At 67.2% G+C, this 13,809-nt stretch carries 14 protein-coding genes and 1 tRNA gene; 10 read left to right on the top strand and 5 right to left on the bottom strand.

The annotated features are described in order from the left end of the window. Positions 1–32: 32 nt before the first annotated feature. Positions 33–108 (top strand) — tRNA-Ala (locus tag PSV23_RS15980). Between the two features lie 231 nt (positions 109–339). On the opposite strand, the gene PSV23_RS15975 is transcribed toward PSV23_RS15980, so the two are convergent. The 5 genes from PSV23_RS15975 to PSV23_RS15955 all read right to left on the bottom strand — a co-directional run bounded on the left by PSV23_RS15975 (position 340) and on the right by PSV23_RS15955 (position 4,375). Beyond that, positions 340–1,662 (bottom strand): type II toxin-antitoxin system HipA family toxin, encoded by a 1,323-nt coding sequence (locus PSV23_RS15975; protein WP_300470968.1) that lies wholly within the window; start codon positions 1,660–1,662, stop codon positions 340–342. After that, a complete protein-coding gene (locus PSV23_RS15970; protein WP_300470965.1) occupies positions 1,655–1,936 on the bottom strand; it encodes a helix-turn-helix domain-containing protein in 282 nt (93 codons plus the stop codon). The genes PSV23_RS15975 and PSV23_RS15970 overlap by 8 nt, the downstream gene beginning before the upstream one ends. A gap of 120 nt (positions 1,937–2,056) precedes the next feature. Further along, positions 2,057–3,487, bottom strand: coding sequence for an exonuclease domain-containing protein (locus PSV23_RS15965; RefSeq protein ID WP_300470963.1), 1,431 nt, complete (start codon positions 3,485–3,487; stop codon positions 2,057–2,059). Between the two features lie 13 nt (positions 3,488–3,500). Further along, the gene (locus PSV23_RS15960) at positions 3,501–4,022 is read right to left on the bottom strand and encodes an ImmA/IrrE family metallo-endopeptidase (protein WP_300470961.1); all 522 of its coding nucleotides are present in this window, start codon (positions 4,020–4,022) and stop codon (positions 3,501–3,503) included. After that, positions 4,019–4,375 (bottom strand): helix-turn-helix transcriptional regulator, encoded by a 357-nt coding sequence (locus PSV23_RS15955; protein ID WP_300470958.1) that lies wholly within the window; start codon positions 4,373–4,375, stop codon positions 4,019–4,021. The genes PSV23_RS15960 and PSV23_RS15955 overlap by 4 nt, the downstream gene beginning before the upstream one ends. Before the next feature lie 158 nt (positions 4,376–4,533). Here PSV23_RS15955 and PSV23_RS15950 point away from each other — a divergent pair, with 158 nt between their 5' ends. From PSV23_RS15950 to PSV23_RS15910, 9 genes are all read left to right on the top strand, one after another. Further along, positions 4,534–4,755 carry a DUF2188 domain-containing protein gene (locus tag PSV23_RS15950; RefSeq protein ID WP_300470956.1) on the top strand — a complete coding sequence of 74 codons (222 nt, stop codon included), beginning with the start codon at positions 4,534–4,536 and terminating at the stop codon, positions 4,753–4,755. Positions 4,756–4,809: 54 nt separating this feature from the next. After that, positions 4,810–6,057, top strand: coding sequence for a nucleotidyltransferase (locus tag PSV23_RS15945; protein ID WP_300470954.1), 1,248 nt, complete (start codon positions 4,810–4,812; stop codon positions 6,055–6,057). Beyond that, on the top strand, positions 6,054–6,497 hold the full coding sequence (locus PSV23_RS15940; protein ID WP_300470951.1) for a hypothetical protein: 444 nt from the start codon (positions 6,054–6,056) through the stop codon (positions 6,495–6,497). The genes PSV23_RS15945 and PSV23_RS15940 overlap by 4 nt, the downstream gene beginning before the upstream one ends. Next, positions 6,497–7,657, top strand: coding sequence for an SAVED domain-containing protein (locus PSV23_RS15935; RefSeq protein WP_300470949.1), 1,161 nt, complete (start codon positions 6,497–6,499; stop codon positions 7,655–7,657). Before PSV23_RS15940 ends, PSV23_RS15935 begins: the two co-directional genes overlap by 1 nt. Then, on the top strand, positions 7,654–8,691 hold the full coding sequence (locus PSV23_RS15930) for a hypothetical protein (RefSeq protein ID WP_300470947.1): 1,038 nt from the start codon (positions 7,654–7,656) through the stop codon (positions 8,689–8,691). Before PSV23_RS15935 ends, PSV23_RS15930 begins: the two co-directional genes overlap by 4 nt. A 361-nt stretch (positions 8,692–9,052) precedes the next feature. Next, entirely contained in the window at positions 9,053–9,367 is a 315-nt protein-coding gene (locus PSV23_RS15925; RefSeq protein ID WP_300470945.1) for a hypothetical protein, read from the top strand. Beyond that, on the top strand, positions 9,364–10,827 hold the full coding sequence (locus PSV23_RS15920) for a hypothetical protein (RefSeq protein WP_300470943.1): 1,464 nt from the start codon (positions 9,364–9,366) through the stop codon (positions 10,825–10,827). The genes PSV23_RS15925 and PSV23_RS15920 overlap by 4 nt, the downstream gene beginning before the upstream one ends. 66 nt (positions 10,828–10,893) lie before the next feature. Next, positions 10,894–11,997: an MBL fold metallo-hydrolase gene (locus PSV23_RS15915; RefSeq protein WP_300470940.1), complete on the top strand. Its 1,104-nt coding sequence runs from the start codon at positions 10,894–10,896 to the stop codon at positions 11,995–11,997. Next, positions 11,994–13,769, top strand: a complete 1,776-nt coding sequence (locus PSV23_RS15910; protein ID WP_300470938.1) for a patatin-like phospholipase family protein — start codon at positions 11,994–11,996, stop codon at positions 13,767–13,769. Before PSV23_RS15915 ends, PSV23_RS15910 begins: the two co-directional genes overlap by 4 nt. Positions 13,770–13,809 lie beyond the last annotated feature (40 nt).

Raw genomic sequence — 13,809 nt, 5'->3', positions numbered from 1 at the left:
GATCCGACCGAAAGGCCAGAAGCCTGAGGTTCGGGGCTTTAGCTCAGCTGGTAGAGCGCTTGCATGGCATGCAAGAGGTCAGCGGTTCGACTCCGCTAAGCTCCACCAATTTTTCAAGGGGTTAGCAGGAAACTGCTAACCCCTTTTGCTTGCTGGGTAGCACATGGGTAGCAAACCGCGTTCTGTGAAATAATCGCCTGAACAGCCGTTTCGCCCGGCCACGCGGGGTTTCAGGCGGTTCCGGCCGCTGGCTTTCGGGCGCCTCGGTGCGTCTGCGAATCAAGCGGCTGCCGCGCCGCCCGCCGCTCCGGATCCGAACCGGATTTTCAGACTGTTTCGTCAGGCCGTCGGGCGTGGCTTCGCGGCGGCCTCTTCCGGCGTCCATGCCGCCAGCAGCGCCTCCAGAGTCCTCGCCCGGTCGGCGATGGTCTCGGCGAGCCGCCCGACGATCTCGTGGTCAAGGCCGGAGGCCCGCATTTCCTCCGCGACATCGTTGACCGCCGCGGGCGTTTCCCGGGCGAGCTCACGGGCGCGCTCGACCCACCGCTTCGGAGACTGGCGCACCTCGGCCGCCATCCGGCCCACATGCCGCGCCCCGATGTCCCTCAGCCGGTATTCGCCGCCGAGCTTCATCGCCAGCTTGAGCTTCTGATAGTCGAGACCGGGGTACGGCAGGGCGCTGGCGATGTCGTAGAGCGGGGCCAGGCGCACCCGCCCCTCTCCGGACAATAGCAGTGAGTAGTTCTTGGCGTGGGCGTCGGTGCCAACGACGATCCAGTTGAACAGGACAGCGTCCAGGAAGGTGTCTATGTCCTCGCCCGGTGCGCTCGACTGGTCCGCCAGGACCTCCACGCAGTCGCGCACACCCGGCCCGCCCTCGTTCTGGTACTTGTCGGTCGGGAGACGGGCGAGAGCCTGGCAGAAATCTTCCTGGTGCACTCGCGCGATCCGGTCGCCGAGGCGCAGCCGATCGTAGCGTTCGACCACGATGGCGATCTCGTCCCCGAAGCGCTCGACACGAGACGCCGCCGCAGGAATGCCCAGCCGGCGCGCGAGCAGCAGACAGAGATGCTCGTTCTCAGCGTGACCGTCGAAAGCGACACTGGGCGGCTTGAGGATGTGAGTCGTGGGCAGTCGGCCCGACGGCACGCCCCATCGACCATTCTCCCACATCAAGGCGGTCTTGGGCTGGGCGCCGGCGAGACTGAACTGGCCGGTGTCCCTCGCCGCCCGCCAGGCCGCCTGATCTTCCCTGAGCGCCTTCAGCCGTTCGGCGACCTGATGCGACTCCAGCCAGTCGATTGTGTCCTCGCCGCCCCCCTGAAGCGCCTCCAGCCGGTCCGGGCGCACGAACTGCACGGCTCCGGCGCAATCCTCGCCCACCGCTCCGATCAGGGCGAAGGGGTTCTTCGCCGACACCTGGAAATGGCGGGCCCAGCGCTCGATTACGACGTCATTGTCCGGCAGCAGCCCCCATAGGAAGGCGTTGACCGGGCCGTGCGGATACTCCGCCGAGGCCAGAGGCATCGACAGAGACAGGGGATAGGCGTCCGGCCTCAGGCGCCATGCGTCGTCATAGACCAGGGACAGCCGCCCCTTTCGGCGATGAACTGATCCGATGATCTGGCCGTCGAGCAGCAGGATGAGGGCTTCGTCAGCCACCTTGGCGGGCCCTCGCCACGATCGCGTCGATGTCCACCGAGTCGCCGTCACCCTCGCGGGCCACGAGCGGGTCCCCGATCGACAGCGGCATGTCCAGGGCGCGCAGGGTCCTCAGAACCAGCGCCAACTCGGCTCCCGGCTTGCCCTGCTCGAGCGCGCCGATCCACTGACGGCTCACGCCGACCTTGGCCGCGAGCGAGCCCTGGTCCAGCGCCAGCACCTTCCGGCGCGCCTTGACGGCCGCCCCCAGATCCTTGGACGAACGAACGATCATCGTGGCCACCGCGTCAGCATACGCTGACATTTATCACTGTTAGCGTTCGACGACAATGCGAGATGTCACCGTACGATTACAGGTCATATTGTCATCGAACGCTAACAATCAATTTGGGCATCAAGCCGGCGTCGGGGTGGCGAACCGCTTCGCCCGGAAGGTCATGACCCGCTCAATCCGGTCGACAAGCCAGATTCTGTAGCCGTCCAGAAGCTCGCGATCGCGGCCCTCCCCCACCGAGGGAAGCAATCTGTCCGTCTCGGCCAGCGCGGCGGTCAGTGTCAGCCCGCCGGATTCGTCCCCTATCAGACGATCCGTCAGCGCACGCTCCGCCTCGGCGGCAAGCGCCGCCGGAAGAATGGCGCGGTTCCCGAGATAGATCAGCCGCAGGCCAAACGCGCGCAGCCGGTCGTCGTCAAAATGCTCGACGATCCTGACAGCCTCAGCCCACCCCGCTTCATGGAAGTCGTCACGCCGGAGTTCGTCGGCCGGCCCCGGGAAGCCGTCATGCGTGCGACGCTCTGGATGAGGGGATCGTTCGTAAGGGGTCCGCCCGGCCGCCCAGGCGGCAACGATCCGGGCGCAAAGGGCGGCGTCGTCCTTCACCCGACGGGCGACGGCCTCAAAGTCGTCTACCGTGCGCCCGTTGAGCAGGGCGTCCGGCACGTCATAGAGCGGCGTCAGCACCGGCCCTGCATTCGTGCGGAGCTGACGGACGGGTCCAGCCTTCTCCGCGAGCGCCTCTTTCAAGGCCTCATCGGACAGGGCGACAAGCCCCTCGATGTCAATATCGAGGCGGAGACAGAGCCTGCCATTGGCGGCCTGCTCAGGGTTCGCGCCGACCAAGACCACGGGCGACGGGTAGGGCTCGTTGCCGTAGAACTCGGTCAGCAGGAACCCATCCTCGGAGGCGACGAACTGGGCGACGGCCGCCTTGTTCGAGAAACGCACAAAGCGCTGCCAGACATCCGGCGCGCCGTCCTTCACCATGCGGCATAGAGCCAGCGTCGCGCCGACATCGGCCATCGCATCGTGCGCCATCGCGTGGTCGAGACCGTTCGCTGCCGCCAACGCCTCGAGGCGGAACGTCGGGCGGCCTTCCGAACCGAGAGGAACGATGAGACAGCCCGGCGTATCGGCGACCGCCGCCATGACCAGGCCGAGCGCGTCGCCCCGGCAGTTGTTGTTCCGGCTGGTCAGATAGGGATCGTGGAGAGTCTGGAAGAGCGCGTGGCGGATCATCTCTTCGTCGAACCGGATCGAGTTGAAGCCCACGACGATCGAGGGCGTCCAGTCCAGGAGCTTCGCGCGGACCTGACGCATCATCTCGTAGTGGGTCGGCAGGCCGGCGTCGGTCAGCCGCGATATCGGAAGGCCATTGGTGGTCACGGCCGCGGGATGGGGAACGATGTGCGCCATCAGCCGGCATCGCGCCTCGAAGCGATCGATTTCGTTCAGATCGTTATCGGTCCGGATCGCCGCGAAATGAACGATCTGGTCGAATCCCTTGTGGAGGCCCGTCGTCTCGGTATCGAAGAAGACGAAGCTCACCGCAGACTCCGGTCTAGAGGCCGCTGGCCAAGCGATACCGCATCGCCGAGGCGCTAACCCGGAACTTGCGGGCGAGGGCCTCGACGGCGGCGTCGTCATCCATATCGATCCCTCCGCCGTCGAGCGCTGCAATCAGGAGTTCGCGCGGCATCAGCAGTTCGGCGGCAAAGGCGTTCGCCTGGACCTCGAGGTCGTCCGTGCCCTGTGCGGACAATTCGTCCCGGAACAGCACCCGCAGGCCGCTGTCCACGTGAACGGCCTTCTCGATGATGTCGGCGTGAAGTTCGTGATGCGCCAGCTCGTGCGCCGCCGAGAAGCGCTGGCGGTTGGGATGATGCAGGGCGTTCACCCCGATGATGCCTACCCCGTCCTTGATGTAGGCCATGCCGGAAAGCGCCTCGTCCAGCGGCGCGTACTGGAGCGCGATGTTGCGCGCCTTGATGATCCGCTCGACCGGCACGGGCGCGGTCTTGACCCCGAAGTCGTCAAGGATCGCGCGCGCCTTCTGACGGGCCTGCTCGACGGTCACGGTCACGGCCCGACCTTCAGGCCGCGTTGTCCCATAGCGCTTGCGATCATGTCGGTGATCTGGGCGCGCGTCTGGGAGGTGACCGCGACCGTCTCATCCCACCGGATCACTTCAAGGTCCTCGTGACGGACAGGCCGCACCGGGGCGGGCAGGATGTCGGATAGCTTGGCCACGGCAAGCGCCGACGCGAGGCTGTAGACGTGGTGCAGCAGGACGTTCTGCCGGCCGCTCTCGATGTTGGCGATCGAGGCGCGTGACATCCCCACCCGCGCAGCCAGCTTGGCCTGGGTCAAATCCAATTCCCGGCGCCGCGCGGCGACCGAGCGCCCGAACGCTTTGTAGATTTCATCATCCGACATGCACGTATGTTTGCGTTGCGCCGCGATCCTCTGTCAATGCTACGCACAAATGTGCGTGTCATAAACATAAGGATGTGCTTATTTGACAGCACCGCCGTTCTCAGCGTTAATCATTCCACCGGTGAGGGATAGGCCCGAGTCGTCTTGAGGAGCCGAAAATGTCGAAACGCATCCACGTCGTCCCGCATGGATCGGAATGGGCGGCGCGCCGCGAAGGCGCCTCCCGCGTCGGTTCGGTGCATTCCACCCAGGCGCAGGCTGAAGCCGCCGCCCGGTCCACCGCCGTCCGTGAACGCGGTGAAGTCATCATCCACCGTCCCGACGGTCGCATCCGCGACGCCAACTCCTACGGCTCCGATCCCTTCCCCCCGAAGGGCTGATTCAACCCGGACGCCGCAGGGCGGCGTTCCCTCCTCCGAAAGACCGCGCTCTTGATGTCTGCTCCGACCCCCTACCGGGATTTCCGCACCGCCGATCCCTTCGCCGATCCGCTCGACGCCCTGCTGGCCGAGATCGCCATCAGCATCCAGCTGCCGCCCGGGCTCCACGCCAAGGCCGGCGACCGCTACGCGTCTGTACGCGCCTTCATCGAACGTCCGGGCAGTCCGCTTCATGGACGGGTGCGGGCCTTCTATCCGCAAGGATCTATGGCGATCGACGCCACCATCTCCACGCGCGGCACCGACGACGAGTACGACATCGACATCATCTGCGAGATCGACGGGGCCGGCGAGACCGCCGCCCAGCTGATGGACCTGCTGGAAGCGGCGCTCGCCGACTATCCGCAGATTCGCATTAAGCGCCAGACCCGCTGCATGACGCTCTACTACGCCGACGGCATGCATCTCGACATCACCCCCTCCCGGCGCGCGGCGCCGGCCGAGAAGGTGAGCGAGATCGTGCACCACAAGTCAGACAGCGCCGACGCCGGCCGCTATGTCCTCATGAACGCTTGGGGCTTCATCGACTGGTACCGCGACCGCACGCCGACCGAAGACCGCTTCGCCCTCGCCATGAACAGCCGGCTTTACGAGGACGCCGGCATCGCCTTCGCCGCCGCGGATGTAGACGAGGTCCCGCCCCAGACCCCCCTAGTCATCAAGAATGTGGCGACGGTGGCGCAGCAACTCCTCAAGCGCCACCGCAACATCGCCTACTCGGACGCCGATGGCCGGATCCCGCCTTCGGTCGTCATCTCCTGCCACGCGGGCAAGGCGGCCGTTCCGGGACTCGGCTTGGCCGACATGCTGATCCGTCAGGCCCGCTGGACGGCCCGGGCAATCGAGGAGGCGGACCGGGCCCAGCGCCTGATCGCGGTCCCCAATCCCGTGTTCGGGCTTGAGAAATTCACGGACCGCTGGCCCGAGACACACGCCCAACAGCGGACCTATGCCGGCCTGCTCAACGCCCTGGCCGACGGGCTCGAAGCCGCCCGGCGCAACGTGGAACTCGAAGACCTTCAGGCATGGCTGCGCAAACAGTTCGGCGAGCGTGTCGTCACCCGGTCGGTCGTCGCCTTCAACGAGCGTCTCGGTCGCCAAGTGAAGAGCCGGCAGCACGGCTACACCCCCGGCGGCGGCCTATTCACGCCGGCGGCCCCCGCGCTCGTCGGCGTCGCCGCCGGCCTGTCGCCGGTCCGCGCCGTGGCTCACACCAACATGGGGGAGCGCCACCCGTCGTGACCCGCGCCATCGAGACCCAGATCGCCGACCTCGCGCGGCTATGGCCCCAACTGGCGCTGGCGGCCAGGGCCGGAGATCGCGCCGTCTGGCAGGGCCCGCTGAAGCCCCTGCTCCAGACCTTCCAGGTCCGGATTGTCTACCGGGCGCCCCTCATCATCGAACGTCCCGACGTAAGCAACACGCAGCCGGAGGTCACCGTTCTGACGCCGCCGCTCCGCCGCCGACCGGGAGACGCGGAAGGCGCGTTGCCCCATGTCTATTACCGGGAGGACGGCTCGGTTGTCCTGTGCATGCTCGATCCCGACGCCGACGACTGGTCTCCTGCGGACAGTCTGGCGGAAACGACCGTCCCCTGGATCATCGAATGGCTGGCCGCATACGAGGGCTGGCGCGCCACCGGACAATGGACCGCGAGCGGTCGGCATGTGGAGGCCGCGTGATGGCGAAGACCACTATTCCTAACAAGGTCGCCAACGCCCTGTGGGCCCGCGCGGGCGGATGCTGCCAGTATCGGGGCTGTTCCGAATACCTCGTCGGCGACCTGATCGCTGGCCGTGAAGACGGAACCTTCGGCTTCCTTGCCCACATCGTGGCGGACAGCCCGGACGGTCCGCGCGGCGACAAGGTACGGTCGGCCCTGCTGGCCAAGCGCCTGGAAAACCTGATGCTGATGTGCGCGCGCCACCACAAACGCATCGACGTTGATGCGCCCGACGATCACCCCGAGACCCTGTTGCTGGAGATGAAGGCCGAACACGAGCGCCGTATCGTCCGCAACGTCGCCATCCGGCCGGATCTGGCATCCCATGTGGTGCGGTTCTCGGCGAAGATTGGCGAGAACCCGGCCCTGGTGTCCACGCGCGAGATCTTCGACGCCATGCTGCCGCACCGGCATCCTGCGTCCGGCGAAACGATCGATCTGGAACTGGTGGGGGCCGCCTTCGGAGACCACGAACCGATCTACTGGGATACGCAGCGCCTCAACCTCGGCCGCCAGTTCGAGACAGCCGTCCGCAGCCGGATCGAGCGCCAGGACATCCGCCACCTCAGCGTCTTCCCGCTCGCGCCCCAGCCCCTGCTGATCGAACTCGGACGCCTGCTCGGCGACATCGTTCCCGCCGCCATCCACCAGCGTCATCGGGAACCCGCCACCTGGGCCTGGCAGGACGACCAGCCAATGCTCGTTCTGAACGTCGGCGAACCTGCGGCCGGCGCGGGCCCGGTCGCGCTCAAGCTGGCCGTCAGCGCCGACGTCGATGACGATCGGATTCGCGCTGTCCTGGGCGACGACGCCGCCATCTGGTCGATTACCGCGACCGGCGCCCATAACGACATCCTGCGACGGCCGGAGGATCAGGCGAACTATCGCCGCCTTCTTCGCGGGCTGTTCAACCGGATCAAGGCGGTGCCCGGACAATCAACCGTCATCCATGTGTTTCCAGCGCTTCCGGCCTCGCTGGCCGTCGAGACCGGACGGGTCTGGATGCCGAAGGCGGATGCGCCCCTGCGCCTCTACGATCAGAACGGCGCTTCGGGCTTCGCCCGCGCGTTCGACATCGGCCGAGTCGCGGACGGCTCACAGGAAGCGGAAGCGGCATGACCGACCTCTCCGAACCACCGATCACCGCGCCCGAGGGGTTTCCAATCTGCATCCGCGCCTATGGGGACGAGACGGAATCCTCCCGGCTCGGCCACCTGGTCGGCGGGCTCGTGCGCCACATCAGCCGAACCTTCGACCTGTCGGGGCTCGACGGCATGACGATCGCCGGCGACTACGTTCAGGCCCTCGCCGAGCTCGACCGGGGCTACGCCGCCACCATTGTGCTGACGCCCTCGGAAGGCGATGTGATCGGCATCGCGATGACGCCGTCCGTCCTGCGCGACGGCATCCTGAAGAGCCACCTGGTCTTCAACGCCGGTTTGGTGTCGGCCGTGCTCGACGACAGCTCTGAGCACTATCAGCTCGCCATCCACATGATCGCGCACGAGTGCGCACATGTGGAGATCACCCATGCCTTCGACACCTGTTTCCCTGGCGTCCAGCTGCGGACGCGGCATACCGACCCCCTGCGAAACCTGCGCTGGAACATCATCTTCGCCTGCTGGGACGAGTACGCCGCAACGCGACGGAGCAGTTGCTACGGTCAGGATCCCACGGTCGGCTACGAGGACACCTTCCTGCTCGCCCTCGGCCACACCGAAGACCGGGCAAACGCCGCCATCCGATCCTACCGATGGCACGCCGATGTCGATCAGGTCCTGCGGGAGGTTTCGGACGCTTACGGCCAGCTGATGAAGTTCGCCGCCTATCATCTGGGCAATATGGCCGGACAGGGTTTGGCGGACGACGATCTGCCCCGGACGAAACAAGCCCTCGATGGCCATTGGTTCCAGCCCGTGTGGCTGAAACTCAGGGCGGCCTGCGAGACGCTCTGGGACGGTTTCGGCAGCTGGGATGACCAGACGGGATTCGAAGCCATCGGCGACATCGCCGTGGAGCTGATGGCCAATCAGGGGATGCGCCTGACGCCGCTCGACGGCGACGGGATGCACGTCGATCTGCCGTTTACGCCGCAGACCGAAGCCTTCGGCATCGAAGCCTATCTCGCCAGTCTCCTGGGCAAGGCGGCCTGAGGCGGTTGGTAGAAGACTGGCAAGATCTGCCGAGACTCCGGACCGTCATTCCGACAACGTTAACAATATTCACATGTCCCTGTTATCCCAAGCTTGATTTCTACTAGGGGCTGTGGCTCTCTCGCGCTTGAGACGGGGGCCATCATGTCGAAATATTCAGCTCGAAAACGCTTGGCGCCGCCCCTCGCCCCGCTTCGAAATGCCTCGTCAATGACACAGAGTCGGATGGGACCCACGCGGTCGGCGGTGCCGTGTCGGCGGCCCTGGAGTCCGAGGGCCATCGCGACGTCCCAGACCGGGTCATGGGATCCAAGGGCTACCCACTCTCCGGTTGCGGGGCAGGAAGCGGCGCGGGGGGCGTATGAACAGGGCTGACATCGAACTGGCAGTCGGCGCGGCCATCGAGCAGATGGTGCTCAAGGACGTTCGGATGGAGAAGTTCAGCTTCTCATTTGTGCCGAGCAAGGCCCGGTCGGACGGTGGGCTCGGTGCCGGCTGGAACGCTTGGCACATCCTGCTCAACCACCTCCGGCGCAAACGCCTTTCCAAGACCGCGCCATTCACCGGCCTCGTGATCGATCCAATCCTCGTGGACACCACACTCGACAAGGACCTGCGGTCGCTCCGCTACCAGCTGACCGAGCGTCTCGTCCTGATCGACCGGTACCTGACATGAGGAGAGCCGGCCTGCTCGCCGCCGGCCTGCTTGCTGGCGTCTCGGGGGCAGCCCATGCACAGGCGATCCCGGATGCGAAGATCACTGCGGTCTTCACCCCGGCGACACGGGCCTTTCTTTGCCGAGCCGACAGCCCCGGCGTGCGTGTCGCGCCCATGCTCGGCGAGTTGGCCAAGACCTACAGCCTGAACCCTTTCGCTCTGCCCCCGCCGCCGGCAGCAGCGGCGTCGACACCCACGGCGGAGGCAGCCTTCGCAGGCTGGATCCTGGCTTCGGCCGATCTGATCCAGGCCGAGGCGATGGAGGCGGGGATTAGCGCTACGCTCCACGAAACCCTCACCCAGATCCGTTCCGGCCTGGTGGAGTATGTGCAGTCCATCCGCGGCGCGGCGCCGTCCGCGTCGTTCAGGGCCGGACCTGAAGCCGGAGCCGCGGGCACGGCGGCTGAGCAGAAGCTATTGCTTGAGCGGCTGCTTGCGCCCGTCTTGGGCGTGGCGACCTCCCAGGCGGTGATTGAATGTGGGCCGGCTCCGGCGCCCACCACGCCAGCGAGAGACGGTCCGTCGTCGTTTGGCCCCGGCCCAGGATCCCGAGAGGCTGCTCCCCCGGGCGGCGTCATCGCGTTTCGGGGCCGGATCGACGACCTGGCCGTGCCCCGTTTGGCGCCCGGCGCCCAGACTCCGGGCGAAGCGTACAAGAAGGCGTCTGACGCCACCCTAGCCTTTACCGACAACGACCAGAAGGGCGAGGAGAGCGTCGCGATCGAGGCCGTGCTCGGCTGGGGCCGCAACCTGACCCGAACGGACAGCGTGTTCGGCTTTATTCACTACGTGGAGACGTCCACGGAGACGGACGCATCGGGCGACGATGACGACAGCAAGGACATTCGCGCGCTCAGCCCCGGGATCCTGTTCCGCCATCCCATCGGCCCGTCGAACACGCCGGGCCTTATCTACGGCACCCTCGGGGTCACGGCCTATCCGACCTATAATTTCGCCCAGGACTCAGAGACCCTTCGGGCCCGCGTCTTCCTCAACGACATCTCGCTGGACCTCGGCGGCGCCGGCCCGCTCTGCGACATCACCGGTCAGGTCGGCCCCTTGCAGTGGACGTGCCGCCTGGGTGTCTCTGCGGAATGGACCCATGTCGTCGAGGCGGGCCGGAGCCTCGACCTCGCCACCCTGGACGACGACCAATTCTTCGGGGTGGGCGGCGAGATCGCGCTCGGCCTGTCCCTACCCGACAACGAGGCGCTCGCGCCTTTCCTGCTGACGGCGGAGTACCGCTACCTCGGCATCGTCTCCGGCGGGCTCGACGATCCTGACCGCCTCTCGATCAGCCTGACCTACAAGGTCCCGAAGTCCAACGTCTCCATCGGCCTCACGCGGATCGACGGCGTGAATTTCGAGACGCTCCAGCCCGAGGAACAGACCAAGGTGTCCGTGGGGTTCCGGTACTAAGGCGCCGGGTAGCCCTGCGACGAACACGCGGCGTCCTGACGGCCCGCGAAACAAGGGAGGCTGACGATGGCGTTCGACGTTCTCGCGTTTGCTGCTGCGGCCGTGCTGTCCGCGCCCCAGGTCTCTCCGGCAAGTCCGCCGCCGCGGCCCGCTCCGCTCTTCGCCGCACCACCGGCCTTCGCACCCGCCCTGCCGCCGCCGCTTGATGTCTGGATGCTCGACATCGGCCAGGGCTCATGCGTCTACGTGGATTGTCCGGACCGGCGAACGGCGCTGCTGATCGACTGCGGAAGCAAGGGGGCGAGGCCCGCCGTCTCGATCCCGGCGGTGGTCGACTGGGTCCGCGACCGGCTCGCCGTCGATGAGACCGTCACGGTGATCGTCTCCCACGGCGACGAGGATCACTATTCGCTGCTGCACAACCTCGACGCTTCCCGCGTCGATCGGGTCCGGCTCGGCGGACTCAGGGCCGACTACCGGGGCCCGAGCGGTAAGCTGGCCCAGATCGACGGCTGGCTCCAGGCGGTCGAGGCGTCCGGCGGCGACGTGGCGGTCTGGGCGCCGAACGCCTTCTCGGCGGCGGATCCCGAACTGTCGTGCGGTGGCGTCAGCGTCGATGTGCTGGTCGCCTCCTATCTCCAGTCTGCGCCGACCACGGCCGTCGACTCTCGCAAGAACGCCGACAGCGCCGTCATCAGGGTCCGTCACGGCGGTGTGTCGGTGGTCATGGCCGGAGACGCGGAAGGCTCCACCCAGCAGGCCGCCCTGCGCAACGCCGAGGCCGCCGGCCTCGTCCTCTCAGGCGACACCGTACTCATGGGATCCCACCACGGCGCCCGGACGGCGGGCAGCAACAATCCGCCGTGGGTCGACGCCTGGCGCCCGACGGTCGGGGCCTTCAGCGCGTCGGTGGCCGTTCGCTTCGGCCATCCCCAGTGCGAGGTGGTGGCCCGCTTCGCGGCCACCGCGCGCCCCATCGCGGAGCGATACCCGGTGTCCTGCGGCGTCGGCGCGCGTCAGGAGGTCCGCTATGTCAGTTCCGCCATCGTCAACACCTTCGACAATGGCACGGTGCTGTTCCGGCTCTCGGGCGAAAACGGCCTGACGATCCTCTGCGAGATCCTGACACCCGGCTGCGACGCCGCCCTCCAGCCCTTCGAGGCGCCATGACCGAACCCGACGCCCGGGCCGCTCCGCCGCTGGAGCCCTACGCCCCCGAGGATTTCAGCGTGCCCGACAAGGTGTGCGACCTTGTGATGAAGGGCGGTGTGACCTCCGGCGTCGTCTATCCCTATGCCGTGCTCGAACTGGCCCGCGTCTATCGCTTCAAGTCGATCGGCGGCACCTCGGCCGGCGCGATCGCCGCGGCCTTCGCGGCCGCGGCGGAATATGCGCGCACCGTCGGGAATGATCCCGCCGGTTTCGTCAGGCTTCAGCGCTGGTGCGACGCGTTGCCGGACATCCTGCCGACGCTGTTCCAGCCCTCTCCCCGGTACGCCCCGCTGATGGATTATCTCCTGCGCGGACAGGCCGGCACAGGCGGCCTTCGGTGGCTCTGGAACCTGCCGCGGGTGTTCTGGGGGACGAGCCTCGCGGGAACGATCGGCGGCGTCCTGGCGATGCTCCTGCTCGGCGCCGGCTTGGCCGGCGCCGTCCTGGGCGGTGTCGTGGGTTTCCTCGTCGCGATCGTCGTGCGGATGATCGGCTTCGCCTCGGCCCTTGCGTCGGACGACTTCGGAATGTGCCCGGGGATCCGCCAGCCGGGGCATGAGGGGCCGGCGCTCGTCGACTGGCTTCACGCCGCCCTGCAGGACATCGCCTTCGGGGCGGAGCCCGGCGACCGGATCCTGACCTTCGGCGACCTTGAAGGGCCGGACGAGACCCGGCCTGTGATCGACCTTGAGATGATCACGACCAACCTGTCGCAACACCGCCCGCACAGCCTGCCCCGGATCGAGGCCGTCATGGCCTTCCTGGCCGACGACTGGGCTCGCCTGTTCCCCCAACCGGTCCTGAACTTCATGGCGGCGCGGGCGGGCCGCCACGGCCGCAACCCGGCCCTGGAGAAATTCCCCTCGGCAAGGGACCTGCCCGTGATCGTCGCGGTGCGAATGAGCCTGAGTTTCCCGTTCCTCTTCCGGGCGGTGCCGATGCGGTTCTGGAACGTCGAGAAGGCGTCCTTGATGGCCTTGCTCGCCCCCGCGCCCCGGTCGGCCGCCGCACCGGCGCGGGCCAATGTCCCGTGGGACCCGGTGCTGTTCACCGACGGAGGCCTCAGCAGCAACTTCCCCATCCACATGTTCGACACCCTGCTGCCCGCGCGTCCGACCTTCGCCTTGAGCCTGGAGGCCCTCCCGAAGGGCATGCCGCTCAATGGCCCCCGGGTGCTGATCCCGAAGACCGCCGGGGACGGCCTTGGCCTCGCGGTGGCCGAGGTCCGTTCCGCGCCCGCCTTCGCCATGGGTCTGCTTGGCTCGGCCAAGGACTGGCAGGACGCCCTGCTGTCCGTGATGCCCGGCCAGCGCGAACGCATCGCCCGCGTCTACCTGTCGCCTGACGAGGGCGGCCTGAACCTCTCGATGCCGAAGGCGCGCTCGCTGGCGCTAATGGGCTACGGCAAGGCGGTGGGAGCCGGTTTCGCCGGGGGCGCCCTGAACTTCGACGAGCACCGGTGGCGACGCGCCCTGGTCGCCTACGACCAGCTCGAGGACGCCGTCAGATCGCTCGACGCCGTCTGGACCGAGGGCGGCTTCGACGCCTTCCTCGCGGCCTATGACAAGCCGCTGAGCTACAAGAAGGCAGCCGGCGACCGCGACCGCATACACCAGCGCCTCGGCGCCGTCGCCGACCTTTGGACAACCGTGTTCCAGCCGCCGGTCGCGGCCAAGGACAAGAAGATGCCGCGTCCCGAAGGCCGTCTTCGCATTGGTCCAGATGTCTGACGCTCGACCTGCCCGGGCGTACGGAACCTGGCATCCGCCG

Origin of the sequence: Brevundimonas sp. (assembly GCF_029946145.1) — a bacterium.
Lineage (GTDB): Bacteria > Pseudomonadota > Alphaproteobacteria > Caulobacterales > Caulobacteraceae > Brevundimonas.
This window is presented reverse-complemented; position numbering and strand designations above follow the sequence as displayed.

Excerpts from the sequence above, each read along its gene's own strand:
- PSV23_RS15970 (WP_300470965.1), bottom strand. The coding sequence starts at position 1,936 with ATGATCGTTCGTTCGTCCAAGGATCTGGGGGCGGCCGTCAAGGCGCGC.
- PSV23_RS15955 (WP_300470958.1), bottom strand. The coding sequence starts at position 4,375 with ATGTCGGATGATGAAATCTACAAAGCGTTCGGGCGCTCGGTCGCCGCG.
- PSV23_RS15950 (WP_300470956.1), top strand. The coding sequence starts at position 4,534 with ATGTCGAAACGCATCCACGTCGTCCCGCATGGATCGGAATGGGCGGCG.
- PSV23_RS15945 (WP_300470954.1), top strand. The coding sequence starts at position 4,810 with ATGTCTGCTCCGACCCCCTACCGGGATTTCCGCACCGCCGATCCCTTC.
- PSV23_RS15935 (WP_300470949.1), top strand. The coding sequence starts at position 6,497 with ATGGCGAAGACCACTATTCCTAACAAGGTCGCCAACGCCCTGTGGGCC.
- PSV23_RS15930 (WP_300470947.1), top strand. The coding sequence starts at position 7,654 with ATGACCGACCTCTCCGAACCACCGATCACCGCGCCCGAGGGGTTTCCA.
- PSV23_RS15925 (WP_300470945.1), top strand. The coding sequence starts at position 9,053 with ATGAACAGGGCTGACATCGAACTGGCAGTCGGCGCGGCCATCGAGCAG.
- PSV23_RS15920 (WP_300470943.1), top strand. The coding sequence starts at position 9,364 with ATGAGGAGAGCCGGCCTGCTCGCCGCCGGCCTGCTTGCTGGCGTCTCG.
- PSV23_RS15915 (WP_300470940.1), top strand. The coding sequence starts at position 10,894 with ATGGCGTTCGACGTTCTCGCGTTTGCTGCTGCGGCCGTGCTGTCCGCG.
- PSV23_RS15910 (WP_300470938.1), top strand. The coding sequence starts at position 11,994 with ATGACCGAACCCGACGCCCGGGCCGCTCCGCCGCTGGAGCCCTACGCC.